We start from the raw sequence: 19637 nt of genomic DNA, 5'->3' as shown, positions 1-19637 counted from the left end.
CGCTGCCTTGTCTATGTGGTGTTCGGGCTAGCGGACATTGCTAGCCGCTGCCCGCCTTCATCCTACGGCCTTGATACGTAGATGGTGTTTCGACGATTTTCGGCGTCAGCGCTGACGCGCGACATCTCAAGGGGATACCTCTCAGCGATGTTCCGTGCTTTGTGGAGGTTGGCACGTCGTCACGAAGAGTGGGACCTCGCTTTCCGGTCCCGACACGCTCAGTTGACTCCAGCTGAACGGGGGTGCTCGCTGCGTCGCTTGTGGAAGGGCCGCGAAGTCGCGCTTCCCGTAGATCCTGGACAACGAGCTCCATGGTCATCCGTTTGTCCTACACGGCGTGGAAACGACGGTCTCGATGGATCTCGACACGCACGACGGGCCTTCGCGCCGTGCTGTCGGCGCCTGTCGTACACAATGAACGCACACCCACACCGGCACCGTTGTCACGACGTGGATGCGCAATTCGGAACTCCTTCCGCAGGGTCCGTGTCCTGCGCACAGCGGCGGCCTTCTGCTCACAGCTATTCGCGTCGTCGGCTTGCCGGGAACTGTGCTTTCAGGTGCTCAATCGTTTCCAAGGTCGGACGAGCACCGGCACTTCCGGGGCTTCAAGGTCCTTTGGACTCTGCGACGGGGACCATTGGCACTACACCGAATCGGCGTGCCGTGGGCAACCTGGTAGATGGTTCGGGTTCGACTGTTCCGGAGAAGGGCGAAAGACGATGATGTGGTTCGGCAGTGGCGGATGGGGTTGGGGCGGCTGGCTCCTAATGAGCTTGGCGATGGTCTTGTTCTGGGCGGCGTTGATCACCGTCATAGTCGTCAGTGTCCGGTATCTGACGGGTCCACGAAGTACTGACTCGCACGCGCACGGTTCCGGTCCGTCGCGCGCGGAGGATCTGCTCACCGAACGGTTTGCTCGCGGCGAGATAGACGCCGACGAGTTTCGGCAGCGCCACGCCATACTTCGTGGGCGGTGAGGACGACGTTGCGGCTCAACGACTTTGAATGGTTCATCCTCTCCGGGCCTTCTGGCGGTGGGAAATGATGACACGCGTTGTTGACAAGGCCGCATACCGCGTTCGAAGCATCCTGGGAGAAGGCTCGAAAAATGTTGGTCCATGAAGGTTTTGGCGCATTGCTAAGATCAACATGAGGACCACGTTGAGCATCTAACTCGGCGAGAAATTGAAGACTTCCCGGCTGTGGGCGGCGTAATCGCCGGCTTTAGTCAGAGTTTCCCGCAGCTGGCCCGTGACCGGCACCCTTCGCAGTAATCCATTGTCAGAAAGCGCACCCGATGCTCAACTCACAGAGAAATGGTGAAGCATGACCGAAACACCTGAAACACCTTCGACGCGAATCGAACCGGCCGCCGTGGCACCGGATCGGCGGATTACCGAAGAGACGCCACGGCGTAACCGGCCAAACAAGGTCAACCGGGTCGCGGCAGTGGTGGGCATCGTCGCTGGTGTCGTTTTCATCGTCGCCGTGATTTTCTTCTCGGGGTTCGTCCTCGGAGTGCACGCTGGCAGCGGCTTCGGCCGCGATCAGCATCGCGGCGGGTACGGCATGATGGACCGGGACGGCGGCCAACCGATGGGGCCTGGTCAGATGGGGCCCGGTGGGATGGGGCCCGGCGGAATGATGGGGCCCGGTGGGATGGGGCCCGGCGGAATGATGGGGCCCGGTGGGACGGGGCCCGGCGGAATGATGGGGCCCGGTGGGATGGGGCCCGGCGGAATGATGGAGCCTGGTCGGCAGCAGCCCCCGACGGCAACGCCAGCCGTTCCCAGTTCTCCGCGCCCATAACGGAAATCGGCCAACGAGCCTCTGTCCTGAACTGAGATGGCAGTATCGACGACACGCGATCTTGATGCCCTCCGCGGTCGCCCTCTCGTGGTGAGGGGTGGTCTGAGCCGCCGCCACCCGGCCACACGCCGGCGGCCGAGGGCGTCCCGCGGAAGTGATTTCTACCGAAGATCCGCAGGAACGCCGCTATCGGGTCCACGACGAGACTTCGGCGGTGTTCGGCCCGCCACTCGATCTACGACGCAACGTCAGTAAACAGCTAACCCTTCTAGCCGCTGTCTACTAGGTTGATACGTAGGACGACCGCAGAATTCACAACGCGGATCATGACCTTCCTTGAGGGCCCGAACGTAGCCCCGCCTGTCCGGGTGAGTTCTAGCTTGCAACGAGGTTGGTGGAAGCCGGTCGGTTCGGGGAGATGGTGGATGGGGGGCGGCGCTGGTGAAGGAGTTGGACACGGGCATCGAAGGTGCTGGTACACGCACAGTGGTGCTGGAACTCGACGGCGTGCAGTGGGCGACTCAGAAGAACGTGGTGGAGACAGTCCTTGGCCGGCGACCGGGAGTTGTTGGCGCCGAGGCTAATCCGGTCGCTCAGACCGTGACTGTGCGCTACGACCCGGCTCGCACCACGGTGGAGGACCTTGCTGGCTGGGTTCGAGAGTGCCGATACCACTGCCGGGGTGAATCGGTCCCGGATCACCTGTGTGCCATGCCGGTATCGGCCAGCGACGTGAAGCGGGCCCCCGGCACCGCCGATGAAGCTGCCGACCACGCAAGCCATCCAGCCCACGACGCGAGCGCCGTGGCGGGTGCGGGTCGGACGGGGACGCCGGCCGAGGTGATGGGGCATGGCGGGCACGGTGAGATGTCGATGGCCGCGATGATCCGCGACATGCGGGACCGTTTCCTGGTCGCGGTGGTGTTCGGTGTGGTGATCACGTTGTGGTCCCGGATCGGGCGCGACGTGTTCGGGTTCACCGTGGCCGCGCCGTTCGGGCTGCGCGACGACGTGTTCCAGCTGATTCTGAGCGTTCCGGTGATCTTCTACTCGGCGCAAGTGTTCTTCGCCGGCGCGTACCGGGCGCTACGTGCCCGCACGTTGGACATGATGGTGCTCGTCGCGGTCGCCGTCGGTGCCGGCTGGGTGTACTCCGTCGGGGTCACCCTGACTGGGGGCGGCGACGTCTTCTACGAAGCGGCGACCATCCTGACCGCGTTCGTGCTGCTCGGTCACTACTTCGAGATGCGGGCACGGGGTGGCGCCAACGACGCCGTCCGTGCACTGCTCAAGCTGGCCCCGCCCATGGCGACCGTGCTCCGCGACGGTGAGTCGGTGGAGATCCCCACCGATCAGGTCGTGGTGGGCGATTTGTTGTTGGTTCGACCCGGTTCCAAGATCGCCGTCGACGGGGTGGTGGAGGACGGCGACAGCGACGTCGACGAGTCCACGGTGACCGGAGAAAGCCTGCCGGTTCACAAGGGTCCTGGCGATGAGGTGGTGGGGGCCACCATCAACACCATTGGGACACTGCGGGTCCGAGCCACCAAGGTCGGCGCGGACACCGCCCTGGCCCAAATCGTGAAGCTGGTGCAGGAGGCGCAGAACTCCAAGGCACCCGGTCAGCGCCTGGCGGACCGGGCCGCATTCTGGCTGGTTCTGGTGGCGCTGCTCGGCGGGGTCGGCACCTTCGTGGTGTGGCTGCTGGTGGGCCGCTCGGTCAGCGAAGCCTTGTTGTTCGCGATCACGGTGGTGGTGGTGACCTGCCCCGACGCGCTGGGGCTGGCCACACCGACCGCGATCATGGTCGGGACCGGCTTGGGCGCTGCCCGTGGAGTGTTGTTCAAGAACGCGACCGCAATCGAGACGTCGAAGAAGATCGACGTCGTGGTCATGGACAAGACCGGCACCCTGACCCTGGGCGCCCCGGAGGTGACCGACCTGATCGTGGACGGGCTACCCGAGACGGAGGCGCTGGCGCTGATCGCCGCGGTCGAACGCAACTCGGAACATCCGCTGGCGGCCGCGGTGGTGCAGCACGCCGACGCCGCCGGAGCACGCCGCCTCGATGTGCACGACTTCGCCAACGTGGCGGGGCAGGGCGCGATCGCGGTCGTGGATGGTCACCGGGTCGTGGTCGGCAACACCCGACTAATGACTGCGGAGAGCATCGACCTGGGCGTCCTGGGTCCCCGGCAGCAGGAACTTGCCGCTGGGGGTCGAACGGCGGTGCTTGCTGCGGTCGACGGGCGGGCGGTGGCGGTGATCGGTATCGCCGACGCGGTGCGACCCACCTCTGCGGCCGCCGTCGCAGAGTTGCGCTCCATGGGAGTCGAGGTGGTCATGCTCACCGGAGACAACGCGGCCACCGCGCAGCGGATCGCCGCGCAGATCGGGGTCACCGAGGTGATCGCCGACGTGTTGCCCGGCGACAAGGCCGCGAAGGTCACCGCACTCATGAACGCCGGGCATCGGGTGGCGATGGTCGGTGACGGTGTCAACGATGCGCCGGCGTTGGCTCAAGCCGACCTCGGAATTGCGATCGGCGCGGGTACCGATGTCGCGGTGGAAACCGCCGATGTGGTCCTGATGCGTTCGGACCCGCTCGACGTGGCGGTCGCGCTGCGGATCGGGAGGGGCACGGTCCGCAAGATGAAGCAGAACCTCGTCTGGGCGATCGGCTACAACTCCGTGGCGCTACCCATTGCCGCGGGCGTCTTCGAGCCGGCGTTCGGCCTGGTGTTGCGCCCGGAGATCGCCGCGATCACGATGGCAGGTTCCAGCATCCTCGTTGCCGTCAATGCGTTGACCCTCAAGCGACTTCGACTGCCGGCACCGAGCGCGGCCGACGCGCCGTGAGCGATCGGTCGCCCTCCAGGGCCGCGCAGACACGCCACCATTGCGACGGTGAACAGGTGACGGAGGTATCTCGGTCAAGTTGAGATACGGTGTCGCACAGTTGATGTTCGAGCAAAGGCTGCCATCATCGGACGTGTGGCGCCCAGAGTAGCGACGAGGACGGACAGCAGGCTGGCTGTGAAGCTTGCCGCACTAGCTTCGTTCGGCGCGGCGATCGTCCACTTCGCGGTGGTGCCAACGCATTGGCAAGAGTGGGTGCCGGCAGGCCTGTTCTTTCTCTCGATCGCCTTGTGCCAACTGATCTGGGCGCGACTAGTCCTTGCTCGGATGACGACGTCTGTGCTTGCCGCGGGGATCATGCTCAATGTCGGGGCCATCGCACTGTGGGCTCTTTCGCGGACGGCGGGCGCGCCGTTCGGCCCTCACGCTGGAGAACCCGAGCTCGTCAAGGGCGCCGACCTTTGTGCTCTGCTGCTTCAAATCTATGTCGTGATGGCAGCCGGCTGGGTGGTGTACCGAGGCCACCACAGCGAACCGATACCAGCGTTCGGGAACGCGATCGTGCTCCTCGGCGCAACTGCCGTCGTCGCTCTGGCGTCGACGGTCGGTGTGGCCTCTGGTCTACAGCACGGCCATCCCGATCAGGCCGGCGCCGCAACTGACCACCACGGTCCTAATGTTGGACCTGCAGAGGCACATCACGAACACCCAGAGCCGGCCATGTCCCCACCGAGCGTCGAGTCGATCGGCACTCCCGCGGCACCGGCACCCGTCGGATCTCCTCTCCCACAGGCGGAGTCGCCGCATGCCACTGATGTTGGCGATCACCACGATGAGTGATCTGTGCCGACTGCGATGCCCGTCTAGCGGCTCTGGACACTGAGGCGACTCAGGCTGCCGTGGACGGGGCACTGGGTGCGGCACGGGACGTTCACGCCAAGTCTCTGGAACTGTGGCGAGATCTAAACCCGAGCTAAACCAGCTTCAGGCGATGGATCAACGACTTGAAGGCCGGTTCGGTTGCGCCACAGGCGCGTTGTCGGCAATATCCTCTGCCTGAGGCGGTGACGTGGTGCCTGTGCATTCGTAAACCGCCCGGGAACGCGAGGACGACCCCACCGCGAAACTGGCGCCCACGTGCAGATGCGAATGCTCGATAGCCAGTAAACCCAGTATTAGTCCGACGGCGACGGCGCCGACGAGGATCGGTCCCTCTGGTGCAGGGTCGGGTGAACCCGGCCACGAACCGCCGGCTCTCGGGTGTGCCGTCCAGGATTGGTCATGTCGGTTCCGAGTGTGGGCATTCCGAGGGATTGGATGCGGACGCCGTGCTGGTGGGACCAGAACCTTGGGATCGAGGTGAACGGCCGTCCGGCCTGGGACCAGGCGAGGAGCGGTGAGGCGGCGGCTTGACCCATTTCGATGGCGTTGATCCAGTGTTCGACCCGCCGCGGTGTGGTGTGGTGTGGAACCGCACGTTGGGCCACCGTGTGACATCATCTCTGCCACAACGGATTCCACTGCCTTGCCGTCGACTGTCTGGGCGTGGCAGGTGGGAGTGCACAGCACGCCGTCGGTGAGGTCTAGTCCGCTGCCGCGCCGCAGGTCGGTGCGGGGGTAGGTGCCGACGACGGCGGCGTCGGCAGTGAGGGTTTCGCCGTCGTCGAGTGTGAGCTCTACCCCTGAGGGTGTTTCGGTCCAGCCGTGCACGCCCACGCCCAGGTGTAGCGGGAGGCCGGCGTCGCGGTGGATGTCGCCGACGATCGCACCCAACGCCGGGCCGAGGGAACGGGCGAGCAGCGTCGGAGTGAGGTCGACGTCGGCGTCGGCGCCGGCCGGGGTGTGCAGCATCCCCGCCGCCCCCGTCCGAAGTTACGCCGCCAGACCCCAACGCGCCGCCAGCACCCGCCGCGGCGGGACAGCGGCCAGACTTCGGCGTCCCGGGCCGGTGCAGAATGCGCCACCGGAGATGATGCCAGGAGGCTGAGCGTCCCTTGAAAGTCGAGGTGATGTGACTGGTGGCACCTACATTCCCAGCGGGAGGGGAATGGAGCGAGGAGATGTGGTAGGGCCACAGGCATGCTGAAGGTCACCGGGAGAGTCTGCAGGGGTGAGATCCATCGATGGATCTCGTCGCCGCCGCGCGGCGCATCGGCGGTCGACCCCGATGATTTGGCCAACGACGTCGTGTCAAGCGTCCTGCCGCCACAGCCCGCACCTGTCATTGCTCAGTCCCCGACGTCTGTCGATTCCGCGGAACGATGCCGCGCACCCAGCGAATATCGTCCGGCGGCAGCGAATTTCGCGAACTCACACATCATTGGTCGGTGGTGGGCCGGGTGGCGTCGCGCCGCGCGGAGCTCGCCCGGCGCGACACCGGCCCGATGGCATACCTCTACCTAGGCTGGCCGGCCCCGCCAACGCGAACGGCGGGCACGACAGCCTGCGTTCGATCTGTCGGGGCCGCACATGGCGGTGGGCCATCGACGGAATCAGATCGTCGCCGTGCCATGACTCGGTATTCCGCAGGCCCGATTCAGCTCCGAACGGGCCCAGGCCACGCTCACGGCCACGGCGTCGCCGAAGGTGTGGTCGGTCAACGTACTCAGCTCGGTTCGTGTGGCCGAAATATAGGATCGGGCTGCCCCCGCAATGAGGGCGGGATCAGTGGTCGCGATCTGCGAATGAAAGTGATCGAGATCGAGGTTCACCGCGGCGGCCATGTCGGCGACGTCTAATCGCGCGACGGACGGGTTCCAGTACCAGCCTGCGGGCAGCACGGACACCGCATCGATGCTGTGCTTGGCCGGAGGCCAGGCCGCGCAGGTGGCGCTGGCAACACCCGAGGTGGGCAGCGACGACGTGAGCGGCGCGAGCGGCAGCGAGGTGGCCCGGTTTTGGCGCTGCCCACACATGATGTCGCGGGCGCCCACGATGGTGAACGCGACCACCGCGCCAGCGGTGACCAGGACTGCACCTCCGAGGGCGACGGGACGCCACCGAGGTCGGCTTCCCCGGCGCGAGGGGACACGTTCGGTCCGCGGCGGCGTGCTGAGGGCCTGTGGAGGCTGCGCCGATCCCATGCGGTCCATGATTGGGTCAGCCGCCGTGAGGCATCAGACACCGGGGTGTGAAACCGCTGGGAATGCCGTCGGTTTGATGGGGCACGCTATGTGGGCGGTGGTGTGATTGATACGCGCTGCCACCCCTTCCCCGACCGGTCGGGGAAGCCGACGACGAGAGGCACCGATGTTTCTGGCATCGCTACCCAGCCCCAGCCAAGGCGTGTGGCATCTGGGCCCGATTCCGATCCGGGCGTATGCGCTGTGCATCATCGCCGGGATCGTCGTCGCGATCTGGCTGACCCAACGGCGTTGGAAGGCCCGCGGCGGTGATCCCGACGACGTGATGGACATCGCGATGTGGGCGGTCCCGTTCGGCATCGTGGGCGGCCGGCTCTATCACGTGATCACCGATCCCGAGCTGTACTTCCTGCCAGGGAGGGATCCGATCAAGGCGTTCTACATCTGGGACGGCGGCCTGGGGATTTGGGGGGCCGTCGCGCTCGGCGCGGTCGGCGCCTGGATCGGGTGCCGCCGGAAAGGCATCAACCTGCTGGACTTCGGTGACGCGCTGGCTCCGGGACTGGTGCTGGCCCAAGCGATCGGGCGGTGGGGCAATTATTTCAACCAGGAACTCTACGGTCGGCCCACCACGCTGCCGTGGGCGTTGCAGATCGACCCTGCGCACCGGCCGCTCGACACCCCCACGATCGGCTTGTATCACCCCACGTTTCTCTACGAATCGCTGTGGAACGTCGCCGTCGCGGTGCTGCTGCTGTGGGTCGACCGACGCTTCACGGTGTCCCGCGGCAAACTGTTCGCCCTCTACGTCGCCGCCTACACCCTGGGGCGCGGTGCGATCGAGGCGCTGCGGGTCGATCACGCCAATCACTTCCTGGGCCTGCGCCTCAACGACTGGACATCCCTGATCGTGTTCCTCGCCGCGATGACCGTGTTGTGCTGGCCGCGGCGCTCGCCAGCGGACGCGTCCGACGCGTGCACAGTGGAAACACCCTCCGACGACACACCGGTGGCGTGATCACCTCGCCGCCGACGCGAATGGACACAGCCGATACTCGCGGTGCGCTGCGCCTGCCCGGACTCCAGTCGTGGCCGCGCGAGCGCTTTGGAAGTGGCAGGTGGCGGTCTCTGTCCTGTCTCCCGTGATCTCGGCCCGGATGGTCGCCACATAAAGGGAACGACGGTGACCGCGCGGGCGTGGGAGCGAACTTGCCAGCGAATTCTCAGCCGATGTCAGTCATAGTGGGGCCGTCGCTGAGGCGGCGTGCACTCGGGGAGACCTGTGCGGTACCTGGCTCTCTCACCCCTGACCGGAGGATTGTGATGTCGGCGTTGACGTATGCCCAGGCCGCGGTGATTGGTGCGTTGCAGGGCGTGACGGAGTTGTTCCCGATTTCGAGCCTGGGCCATTCGGTGCTGGTGCCAGCCTGGATCGGCGGGACCTGGAGTGAATTGGTCACCCAAGGCAACTCCGACGGTGGCACCCCGTATTTGGCGTTTGTCGTCGCGTTGCACGTCGCGACGGCCCTGGCACTGCTGGTGTTCTACTGGAGCGACTGGGTCAGGATCGTCGCGGCCCTGATCACCTCACTGCGGACACGCCAGATCGCGACGTCCTCGCAGCGCCTGGCGTGGCTGCTGATCGCGGCCACCATTCCGGTCGGGTTGATCGGCCTGGCCTTCGAACACCCCTTGCGCACGTTGTTCGCCACGCCGTTGGCCGCCGCAGTGTTCTTAGCGCTCAACGGCGTCATCCTCGCCGGCGGTGAACTGCTGCGCCGACGCCAAGACGCGGCGGCAACGGATACAGGTGCTACGCGGAGCATCGACGAGCTCAGCTACCTGGAGGCGGGAGGGATCGGGCTGGTGCAGAGTCTGGCGTTGCTAGCCGGGATCAGCCGCTCCGGCGTGACGATGGTGGGCGGTTTGCTTCGAGGGCTCGACCACGAGGACGCGGCGAAGTTCGCTTTTCTGCTCGCCACGCCGATCATCTTGGCGGCAGGCGTGCTCAAGCTGCCGACCCTGGCCGGGCCGGCGGCCCAGGGAATACTGGGTCAGGTTCTCCTGGGAGCGATCGTCGCGGGGGTGGCGGCCTACGTCTCGGTGCGCTTTCTGACCCGGTACTTCCACAGCCGGACGCTGCTGCCGTTCGCCGTGTATTGCCTTGTCGCCGGACTGATTTCGATCGTTCGCTTTGCGTGAACTGGCCATGTCCAACACGGCATACCCGGCACCCGCAACGTGGGCGTGTCAGCCACGTGGTGGCCGCGAGCACCCGCATCGCACGCGTTGCCTGGCGTGCGGATCCCCGTCGGCGCTACCGGCATGTCCACAGCAACCGACGACAGACCGTGTGGGAATTTGCACACCGACGATGAGGAGTCGCCGCCACCGTGTGGAGCACTGATGCCGCACCGCTGCGACACCAGCTCGGGAGCCTGTCGTTGATGCACGGCTGGGTGCCAGTGATGGTCCAAATGGTCTGTGTAGTGGTGCTGATCGGAGCGACCGGATGGCGGTCGACGCGGTGGCGCGCGCGGTGGTTGCCGCTCGCGGTGGCGTGCGGGGCGGCGCTGGCGGTGTGGGCGTACTACTACATCGCGTCGGTGGGTGTCGCCGGTGATCCGGCGCCCTGGACCCTGTGGGCGTGGATCGGGATGGTCGGGTTCGCCGTCGGGGTAATGGTGTTCGGCTGGCGTGGTGCACGGTGGTGGCGCCGCGCCATGTCGGTGCTGTCGGTGCCACTGTGCGTGGTGTGCTCGGTGTTCGCGCTCAACCTGTGGGTCGGCTATTTCCCGACCGTGCATACCGCATGGAACCAGCTGACCGCGGGCCCCCTGCCCGATGAGACCGATCGCCTCACCGTGACCGCGATGCAGCTGAAAGGAGCCCGGCCCACCACGGGGGTGGTGGTGCCGGTGAGCATCAGCGCCCGGGCATCGACGTTCGCGCACCGCCGCGAATTGGTCTACCTGCCGCCCGCCTGGTTCGCCAGCAACCCGCCGCCGCGGTTGCCGACGGTGATGATGATCGGCGCCGAATTGAACACCCCCGCGGACTGGCTTCGGGCCGGCGCCGCGGTGAGCACGGCCGACGAATTCGCTGCCGTTCACGGCGGTTACGCGCCGGTGCTGGTGTTCGTCGATCCCACCGGCGCGTTCCGCAACGACACCGAGTGCGTCAACGGCCGCCGCGGCAATGCCGCCGATCACCTGACCAAAGACGTCGTGCCCTTCATGACGTCGAATTTCGGTGTCAGCCGCGACCCGGCGAACTGGGGCATCGTGGGATGGTCGATGGGCGGCACCTGTGCCGTCGTGCTGACGGTGAAGCACCCGGACATGTTCACCGCGTTCGTCGACGTCTCCGGGGACCTTGGCCCCAATTCGGGCACCAAGGATCAGACCATCGATGGGCTCTTCGGCGGTGACGCCGACGCGTGGGCGGCGTTCGATCCGACGACGATCATCACCCGTCACGGCCCCTACGCCGGGGTGTCGGGGTGGTTCGACGTCGCGGGTACCGCGACCAATGTCGGCATGGGTGAGCCGAACGCGGCCGGCAACCCCGAAGGCCAGGACGTCGCCGCCAACTCGTTGTGCGCCCTGGGCCGCGCGCATGGCATCAGGTGCGTGGTCGTGGCGCAAACGGGAAAACACGATTGGCCCTTCGCGGCCACCGCCTTCGCCTCAGCCCTGCCGTGGCTGGCCGGCCGCCTGGGCACCCCCGAGGTGCCCCGGGTGCCCTTACCGGGACTGACGCCATCGTTGCACGCTGGCGTGCCCAGCGGGCAGGCCGAAGCAGCCGGGCACTGACCGATCGACGACCAACCACCGACGTCGTCGCCACAGCACCCGGTCCGTCAAGCCGGATCTGGGTTGACAGGCGGCCCGTGGCGCCCGGATCGGCTAGTCCCAGGAATCCATTGGACGACAGCCGAAGCGGGGCTGGGCTGGGGATCGGCGGTGCTTAACACTGTGGCGTCCTGATGACGTCACGAGCAGGCGAGTGCTGTGCTACTTGAGGGCGGCCAGAAGGTCGTTGATGGTCTGGGTCTGCGTGCTGCGGTCGGGATTGGCGTCTCTGATCGCGGTGAGCACGGCGTCTATCCGTCCGTCGATGGCGGTCCAGGTTTTTCCGTCGATTGCCTTGAGCTTGGGTTGGCCGTCGTCCCAAGCGGTTTCGAGATTCTTGGCATCAGCCGTGGCACCCGCCTGGTCACCAACGTTCACCTTGGCCAGCATGTCCTGGGTGATGGTTCTGAAGTTGGCGACGTCGGCCGCCGGGAACGTCGCGACCGCCTGGCCCGGAGCGATCGCGGTGATCACGGCAGGACCTTCGGCTCCCGGCGGCGCGGCATGCGGTTGAGCATTGGCCCAGGTGAGCAATCCGGCTGTGGCCACCGCAATCGCCCCGAAGTAGCCGAGCATGATCTTTTCGCGGCCGGGGTTGGCGCGCGGCGCATCCGCCTTGTCGATGACGTCGGCCTTGGTCACGGTGAGGTAGACGACCGTGGCGAGGATCGCGGCCATGAAGATGACGCTGGTGATGGCCACACCAAGGCCGAGGCCCTGCTGATCCTTGGGGAACCCGAGCCAGTCGCCCATGTTGGCCCCCAGCGGACGCGTCAGGATGTAGGCGAGCCAGAACGACAGCACCGCGTTGGCCCCGAGCTTCCAGCCCGCCACGATCGCGACGATGAGTCCGGCGGGCAGCAGCACCGCAATGCCGGGCCCCCAGCCGGTGATGTCCAGGGTCCAGTCGCCGACCGCGGTACCGAGCGCGAAGGTGACGAGAATGGCCAGCCAGTAGAACAACTCGCGCGGCAGCGTGGTGATGCTGTGAATCGACAGCGTCCGCTCCTTGGCGAACCACACGCCGAACACCACGGCGAGAACGGCCGCGAAGACACCCGAGCTCAACGCCAATGGCACGCCGAACTGATCGGTGAGGATGTCGGTGTACAAGGTGCCGGTCACGCTCAGCACCACGACGGTGAGCCAGTAGACGAACGGCGTGTAACGGTCCAACATCAGCTGCCACGCCAGCACCGCGGCCAACACCACCGTGAAGATCACCGCGGTCAACACCAGGCCAACGCCCAATGTCATGTTGATCCAATCGGCGAAGCTCTCGCCCACGGTCGTGCACAGGATCTTGATGATCCAGAACCACACCGTGATCTCGGGAACCTTGCTCAGCATCGTTCGCGGGGATCTCACGGCCGCCGATCTCATCGTGTCGCTCATGTGGCAGAAAGTATCGGCGGATGGCTGAGGGCACGCTGAGAAGCGAATGTGCCGCTGCGGGAGGGCCTGCCGCAGCAGTCGCTTGATTCCGCCGCCCTTCCTGACCGCCTCGCGAAGGACGACGACGTCACACGGTGCGCGTCACGTGTGGCTGAGTGCGACTCGTCCGTACTCATCCGGTCGTTTCTCCATCCCCGACGGCACGCGTCACAGAGGCGCTGCGAGAGCACGTACTGGCGCGCTCGCCCAAGGCGCCCGTGGCGGTGACGGAGATGGCTGTGATTGCGGGCATTTGGAATGTCGATCACGACCTGTGCCCGCGCGACGATGACCCCGCGCTCCGCGTGAGGGCTTGGCGTAGCGGCGTGGTAGAAGGCTACATCGGGTGGACCTTCACTGGAGGCTACGCCGAGGGCGCACACCGGCTGGGTGCGTCGACCGGTGGGCGGACCGACCGGACCGCATGCCGCCAGGAGTGCAGCCGCCACCGCCCACGCGATAGCTATGCAGCCGTGAAGGATTCAGTCTGCGAGGGACGAAACTCCATGAGTGTCACGTTCTGTCAGCTCCGCTCGGCGGTGTCGACGCACCACGACGACCACCGCGATGACGATCGCGATGACGGCGATCCCGGCTATGGCGTAGCTCGGGCCCCGCATCGCCTGCTCGGCGGTATCCCAGTTGGCGCCGATCGCGTAGCCGAGGAGCGTCAGCGCAGCCGTCCACGGCAGGCAACCTGCCAAGGTGTAAAGCCCGAACCGGGCCGGTGGCATCCCCGCGATGCCGGCGGGCAGCGAGATGACGGTCCGAATCCCCGGCAGCAGTCGCGCCCAGAACACCGATGGCGCCCCGCGGCGGACGAACCAGTCCTGAGCGCGGTCGATCTCCGACGGCCGAAGGAAGATGTATCGACCCCAGCGGTGGAGTGCTGGCCGTCCGCCGAAGCGGCCGACCAGCCACGCCAGGTAGCTACCGACGACGTTGCCCACGGTTCCCGCCACGACGACCGTGATCAGATTGGGATGAGGGCCAGGTACGGCACCCGCCGCGAGGGCCCCTCCGAGCAGCATCGTCACTTCCGACGGCACCGGAATGCACGCAGATTCAGCGACCATGAGAACGAAGATCGCGAGGAGTCCGTAGGTGACGATCAGGTGTTGCATTAGCTGCGGGCCCCTCTACCGTCGGTCCCCCGGGTGGACAAGTCCCATGGTGGCCGAGGGCGGCTGAGACCGCGCTGAGAATGGCCTGGCGCCTCGGCCCTTCTCAGCACGACCACAGCGGGCCGGTTGCATCGTGTATCCATGCCCGAGAGCCCTCGCCGTGATGCCAGCACCGACCGTCACGGTCGCAGCTTCTGGGAGTGGTGGACGACGAGGGTAGCGGTCATCGGCGTGCTCATCACCGTGGTGGGCGGTGGCGTGTACGCAAGCGTCGACTCCGTGCCGGGGTACGCCCCATGGCAGGACAAGGCGTCGACGTTGATGCGGCAGGTCGGATTGGGCACCGCGTTGGATGTCTACGAAAACTGGCTCTATGGCAGGCATCTGCCGTCGGACACCCCGCCGGACGTGCGCGGTCTCATGGCGGCGATGGGCGGCTCCACCGGGCCGATTCGCGCCTATTCGTTCCTGCCGGCGCTGCCGGTGACCGCCGACGGTGCGGGGTGGCATCCAGTGATCCGCACCCCCGGTGCTCAACCCCTGGTCTACACGGCGCTGCTGCAACCGGATCGCTTCCACCGCAGCGTGGTCGTCGCCGCCGCGTTGCTCCGGTCAGCGACCGTGCGGGCCCATCTGGTGGCTGGCACGGCTGAGCCCCCGGGGACCGGCTCTGCGGGTCGAATTCCGCCCGCGCAGTTGCCCGATGTCGTGGCCGCATTCAACTCCGGGTTCAAGATGAGTGCCGACCCGGGAGGGTTCTTTCTGAACGGCAACAGCATTCGTGATCTCGTCGACGGGAAGGCCTCGGCGGTCGTCGACGATCAGGGCCGACTCGTCGTCGGCCAGTGGGGACGAGACGTGCAGATGGGCCCACACATCCGCGCGGTCCGGCAGAACCTCGCTCTCATCGTCGAACAGGGTCGCCCCGTGGCGGGTCTGGACCGCAACACCGACCTGCGCTGGGGCAGTGCGAAGAATCAGCTGCAGTACACGTGGCGTTCGGGCCTGGGAATCACCGCACATGGCGATCCGGTGTACCTGGCGGGCGACAAACTCAACCTCGTCACTCTCGGCGCCGCGATGACTCAGGCAGGCGTGGTCACCGGGATGGAACTCGACATCCACTCCGGACTGCAGTTCTTCAGCATGTGGCACGACGGTGGGACGCGCGGGTTACAACCCCTGCGACTGCTACCGACGATGGTCGGGCCGGCGCAACGCTATGTTCAGCCCGACCGCCGCGACTTCTTCTACTTCACCACCTCCGGCGCGGCCAGCTAGAACCTGCGCGAACGCTCTCAGCAGGGTCACAGGGTCGTTGTCACAAGCTGGCTGGTGTGATGAAGCTACCGATGAAACCCCCCCAGGCCGGCGGCCGGTACCGAAGCACCTCGGTGGCGTGCGGCATTGCGCTGTCCTTGATTGCCTTCGTCGGACTCGGCGTGGTTGCCCACCGTGCCAATGCCGGGACCGCGGTGGATCACTCGGTCCTGCACTGGATGGTCGAGCACCGTCGCGGGTGGCTGACATCCGTCGCGATCGTGATCACCAACGCGGGTAGTCCGGTGGCCATGGCGCTTCTGGCGGCTCTCGCGGCTGCGCTGCTGTGGCGGCGGCACTCGCCGCTATCGGCCGTCTTCGTCGTGACGACTCTTGCCTCGGCCACGGGGTTAAGCACTATCACCAAGGCCGTCGTCAGTGCCCAACGACCGCCGCAGTCCATGCAACTGGTGCTCGAGGTCGACCCGTCGTTTCCGTCAGGACATGTCACCGGTGTGTTGACGTTCGCCGGCATCCTCGCCGTCGTCGTCGGGAGAAGGTGTAGTAAGGCGGCCCGAGTGGCGCTGATGAGTGGTGTCGTCGCGGTGACGGTGGCGGTCGCCCTCACTCGCCTGTATCTGGGTGTGCACTGGCTCACCGACATCGGCGGCGCGATCATGTTGGCCACTGCGGTGATTCTCACCGCTGTAACGATTCTCGGGTTGGCCACGCGGCGGAGTCGGGAAAGTGGACGGCAGGACGTCGAGTCGGCAGCAAGGAACGTGGAACCGGTGGCATGATGCGCTCAGTCGCTACGCGACCGATGTCCACCGACGAGGCGGGCACGGGCCTCGTTTCCCTCGCCACCCGAGCGACTGGAGAGCCTTTGCCGAAACTGAGACGGCCGCGGACCTGGTGGCGGCCCCGCTACTGGGGAATCTCGGCGCGGTCGGCGTTCGTATCGGCCACGGTGGTCCTGGTGGCTTTCGTCATCGCTGGAACCGGCCTGGCGGCGATCCTCTACAGCTCGCTGCTTGCGGGCATCGACGATGCGGCAGCAGGTCGAGTCCGCGACGTGGTGGCGGCGCTGCAGTTCGACCCGGTCACCGAACTCGATCCCTCGCTCCTCGCGACTGATCAACGCATCGTCGCCGTGCAAGTGATCGACCCATTCGGAACCGTGATCCAGCATTCGCAGTCGGCACCGGACACGCCGCTGATCGGGGCGGGCACCATCGGCGCGACGTTGCAGATCGGACTGCCCGATCACGCGTCGGCCACCGGGGACATGCGCATCAGCGGCCAGATCGTGGACAGCGGCACGTCAAGCGGCTACACGATCCTCGTCGGCGCCGGCAGCGAAGCCGTCGAATCGACGGTCAAGACGGTGCTTCTCCTGCTTGCCGGGGCCGCACCCCTCGTCACCGCTGTTGCGGCTGCGGTCAGCTTCCTGTTGGTGCGGCGTTCGCTTCGATCCGTCGATGAGATTCGAGCGAGGGTCGCCGAGATCAGTGCATCCGACCTGGCCGAGCGCGTTCCCGTCTCGAACAACGTCGACGAGATCTCGGCGCTGGCGATCACGATGAACGAGATGCTGGCCCGTATCGAGTCTGGCCACGAGGCCCAGCGCCGGTTCGTCGGCGACGCGTCGCACGAGCTGCGCAGCCCCGTAGCGGCGATGATCTCCGCCCTCGACGTCGCCGCAATCCACCCCGAGTTGCTCAACGAGGAGCTTGCGGCCTCCACTCTGAGGCCAGAGGCACACCGGATGAAAGCCCTCGTCGAGGACCTGCTGCTGCTCGCCCGCGCCGACGAACGCGGACTCACGTTGCGCCGCAAGGACGTCGACCTCGATGACATCGCTTCCGATGAGATGGGACGTTCACTGCGGGAGTCGGGCATCATGATCGACGCCGAACTGGTGCCCACGCGTCTGGTCGGCGATCCTGGTGGTCTCTCGCGGGTGCTGCGCAACCTGCTCGAGAACGCCGAACGGCATGCTACGTCACTCATCGAGCTTCGGGTCCGACCCGACGGGCCCAACGCGGTCGTCACGGTCGGTGATGACGGGCCAGGCATTCCGCAAGCCGACCGGACCCGTGTCTTCGACAGGTTCGTGCGCCTCGACCCCGACCGCGCCCGCACCGGCGGTGGTACGGGCCTCGGGTTGGCGATCGTGTCCGAAATCGTTGCCGCACATGGAGGTATCGTCACGGTCGGGGACCGGCCCGGCGGCGGAGCATTGGTGACGGTTCAGTTGCCGCTCAAGGACGCTTCGGAATCCAACCGGTAGCCTGCGCCACGGATCGTCTGAATGCTGGTGGTACCAAACGGTGTGTCGATCTTGCGGCGTACGTAACCGATGTACACCTCGACGACGTTGTCAGCCCCGGCGTAGTGGGCGTCCCACACGTGCTGCAGCATCTCGTTCTTGGTGACCACCGTGTCCTTGTGTCGCATCAGGTACTCCAGAACGCCGTACTCGCGCGGCGTCAACTCGATGGGCGTGCTACCGCGCTGCACGAGGCGACGCGCCGGATCGAGCGACAGCGTCCCGGCTGTCAGCACGACGGGACGCGCGGGGGCACCGCGACGCACCAGTGCCCGCAGCCGCGCCAACAGCACGATGAACGCGGCAGGCTTGCTCAAATAGTCATCGGCGCCCAGGTCGAAGGCGTCGGTCTGGTCGTAGTCACCATCCTTCGCCGTCAACATCAAGACCGGTGTCCACACCTCCCGAGCTCGCAGCTTTCGCAGTACCTCGTAACCATTCAAGCCGGGGAGCATGATGTCGAGCACGATCACGTCGAAGGTGTTCTCGGTCGCCTCCCACAGGCCATCGAGGCCATTGTCGGCGTGCACGACGACGAAGCCCTCGGCGCGCAGCCCCATACTCAGGGTCGCCGCGAACCGGGGTTCGTCCTCGACGATGAGAACCTTCACCTCTACCAGTCTCCGTTCCTCGAGCGGTCTCCGCCGTCAGCCGGTCGGAAGCGGTCGGCGCGCCTTGGGGGGAGGGCGCACCGACCGCAGTCTCCGGTCCAGCTCACACCCACCACGCCGGTGGCGTCGCGACGGCAAAGGCGGGTGTCTCGGCGGGCGGCGCATCCTGCTGGTCGTCTCCCTACCCGACGTCGCAAGGGGTGCGGTGTCTGCTGGACCCTATTTTGGCATCGGTGAGCTGTGGGGACGCTGAGCTCGATGGCGTCAGTGGAGCGACTTCGGCGAGGACGCGGGTGGCGAACCGACGAAACTGAAGGGGTAGTGCTGACCCCGCAGGACTTCGTGGGGTCCCCTCACCCTGCGTTCCCGTTCAGCACGCCCTGGCGATGGAATCGTTGACGGCGCCACGGCGGCACGGCGCGGAATTCCTGGCCAGACAGTAGGTCCGCTCGGGCAGACCCCTTGCGGTGCTTGCGGATCGGGAGCGCACAATCTCGCCGCTGCCCTCCTGGCAGATGACGATCAGCAGCGAACGTCGACGTACATCGTCGAGTGAACCGACTGGGGCAGGTATTTGCCGTGGATTTTCGAGCTCTTCGCTGACGTCTCTTGGCCGTCCCGCACCGACACCACCGAGCACTTCCCTGTCAGTGCGCCGCCGCTGAGTTTGGTCATGATGACCTCGTTACCGTGGGATTCGAGGTTCTTGATGGTATCGGTGACCGATGAGGGGCCCGTGGGCCCTGCTGCCGCTGCCGCCGGGCCGGCGAGTCCCAGCGTTGCGGCCCCGAGCGTTGCTGCGGTGATGGCGGTTATGACGAAACCCTTCATGACTGCTCCTAATCGCGTGATGAGCGCGCACCGTGACCTATCGTTCACGGCATGCGCCGAAATATCTGCAGCACAACTGGTTTGGCTGCTAATAACCACTGTGCGCCTCCGGCGCTGAAGTTTCGCTGAGCGCGGCTGAAGGTGAAATCAGAGCTTGTCCTCAACTGAGATCGCGCATTGAATCGCCGGGGCCGCAACTGAAATGGGCCTTGTCCGCATGGTGCGGTATCCGCGACGCGAACGGCAGCTTGCGGTACGTCGTTGATGAGAAGTTCCGTCGCACAACGATCTTCGAGTGCATTCACTACGGCTGCCGTCGTGGATCTAGCGCTCGTCGGCCTGTCGATGTCTTCTGCTCTTCGAATCTGCCGATCGAGGCGCCGCGTCGCGGGCCAGCCGTCGCTGCTGAGAGCTGGCACGGCGATGCCACTGCCGGG

General features: G+C 66.2%; 15 protein-coding genes. 9 read left to right on the top strand and 6 right to left on the bottom strand.

The genetic code is table 11. The annotated features are described in order from the left end of the window. Positions 1 to 646: 646 nt before the first annotated feature. Positions 647 to 817, bottom strand: coding sequence for a hypothetical protein (locus FHU31_RS31290; protein ID WP_208411377.1), 171 nt, complete (start codon positions 815 to 817; stop codon positions 647 to 649). Positions 818 to 1329: 512 nt separating this feature from the next. Here FHU31_RS31290 and FHU31_RS26250 point away from each other — a divergent pair. The 3 genes from FHU31_RS26250 (at position 1330) to FHU31_RS26240 (ending at position 5511) form a co-directional block, all read left to right on the top strand. Further along, complete coding sequence (locus FHU31_RS26250; protein WP_167163567.1) at positions 1330 to 1812, top strand: hypothetical protein; 483 nt, start codon at positions 1330 to 1332, stop codon at positions 1810 to 1812. A 441-nt stretch (positions 1813 to 2253) separates the two neighbouring features. Beyond that, a complete protein-coding gene (locus FHU31_RS26245) occupies positions 2254 to 4671 on the top strand; it encodes a heavy metal translocating P-type ATPase (protein ID WP_409371188.1) in 2418 nt (805 codons plus the stop codon). Between the two features lie 135 nt (positions 4672 to 4806). Beyond that, positions 4807 to 5511 carry a hypothetical protein gene (locus FHU31_RS26240; RefSeq protein WP_263987878.1) on the top strand — a complete coding sequence of 235 codons (705 nt, stop codon included), beginning with the start codon at positions 4807 to 4809 and terminating at the stop codon, positions 5509 to 5511. A gap of 1652 nt (positions 5512 to 7163) precedes the next feature. Here FHU31_RS26240 and FHU31_RS26235 read toward each other — a convergent pair. Further along, positions 7164 to 7622 carry a hypothetical protein gene (locus tag FHU31_RS26235; RefSeq protein ID WP_167163566.1) on the bottom strand — a complete coding sequence of 153 codons (459 nt, stop codon included), beginning with the start codon at positions 7620 to 7622 and terminating at the stop codon, positions 7164 to 7166. Between the two features lie 298 nt (positions 7623 to 7920). Between FHU31_RS26235 and lgt the strand changes: the two genes are divergently transcribed. The 3 genes from lgt to FHU31_RS26220 all read left to right on the top strand — a co-directional run bounded on the left by lgt (position 7921) and on the right by FHU31_RS26220 (position 11569). Beyond that, on the top strand, positions 7921 to 8772 hold the full coding sequence (gene lgt / locus FHU31_RS26230) for a prolipoprotein diacylglyceryl transferase (RefSeq protein ID WP_167163565.1): 852 nt from the start codon (positions 7921 to 7923) through the stop codon (positions 8770 to 8772). A gap of 305 nt (positions 8773 to 9077) precedes the next feature. Further along, entirely contained in the window at positions 9078 to 9956 is an 879-nt protein-coding gene (locus FHU31_RS26225; protein WP_167163564.1) for an undecaprenyl-diphosphate phosphatase, read from the top strand. Between the two features lie 215 nt (positions 9957 to 10171). Further along, entirely contained in the window at positions 10172 to 11569 is a 1398-nt protein-coding gene (locus tag FHU31_RS26220; RefSeq protein WP_409371197.1) for an alpha/beta hydrolase, read from the top strand. Between the two features lie 201 nt (positions 11570 to 11770). Here the strand turns inward: FHU31_RS26220 and FHU31_RS26215 are convergent, their stop codons facing one another. Both FHU31_RS26215 and FHU31_RS26210 read right to left on the bottom strand, forming a co-directional pair. After that, entirely contained in the window at positions 11771 to 13003 is a 1233-nt protein-coding gene (locus tag FHU31_RS26215) for a COG4705 family protein (protein ID WP_167163563.1), read from the bottom strand. 521 nt (positions 13004 to 13524) lie between these two features. Continuing rightward, the gene (locus FHU31_RS26210) at positions 13525 to 14166 is read right to left on the bottom strand and encodes a DedA family protein (protein ID WP_167163562.1); all 642 of its coding nucleotides are present in this window, start codon (positions 14164 to 14166) and stop codon (positions 13525 to 13527) included. A 141-nt stretch (positions 14167 to 14307) separates the two neighbouring features. On the opposite strand from FHU31_RS26210, the gene FHU31_RS26205 reads away from it, so the two are divergent. The 3 genes from FHU31_RS26205 (at position 14308) to FHU31_RS26195 (ending at position 17719) form a co-directional block, all read left to right on the top strand. Beyond that, entirely contained in the window at positions 14308 to 15447 is a 1140-nt protein-coding gene (locus tag FHU31_RS26205; RefSeq protein ID WP_167163561.1) for a hypothetical protein, read from the top strand. Between the two features lie 71 nt (positions 15448 to 15518). Continuing rightward, positions 15519 to 16226, top strand: a complete 708-nt coding sequence (locus tag FHU31_RS26200; protein WP_167163560.1) for a phosphatase PAP2 family protein — start codon at positions 15519 to 15521, stop codon at positions 16224 to 16226. A gap of 86 nt (positions 16227 to 16312) precedes the next feature. After that, positions 16313 to 17719, top strand: coding sequence for a HAMP domain-containing sensor histidine kinase (locus FHU31_RS26195; RefSeq protein ID WP_234901649.1), 1407 nt, complete (start codon positions 16313 to 16315; stop codon positions 17717 to 17719). Here the strand turns inward: FHU31_RS26195 and FHU31_RS26190 are convergent. After that, positions 17680 to 18369, bottom strand: coding sequence for a response regulator transcription factor (locus FHU31_RS26190; RefSeq protein WP_167163559.1), 690 nt, complete (start codon positions 18367 to 18369; stop codon positions 17680 to 17682). The genes FHU31_RS26195 and FHU31_RS26190 overlap by 40 nt on opposite strands. Positions 18370 to 18891: 522 nt before the next feature. Beyond that, positions 18892 to 19200, bottom strand: a complete 309-nt coding sequence (locus FHU31_RS26185) for a hypothetical protein (RefSeq protein ID WP_167163558.1) — start codon at positions 19198 to 19200, stop codon at positions 18892 to 18894. Positions 19201 to 19637 lie beyond the last annotated feature (437 nt).

The sequence above is a fragment of the Mycolicibacterium fluoranthenivorans genome, assembly GCF_011758805.1.
Taxonomy (GTDB): domain Bacteria; phylum Actinomycetota; class Actinomycetes; order Mycobacteriales; family Mycobacteriaceae; genus Mycobacterium; species Mycobacterium fluoranthenivorans.
The sequence above is the reverse complement of the archived record's forward strand: the minus strand, read 5'-3'. Positions and strand labels throughout refer to the sequence as shown.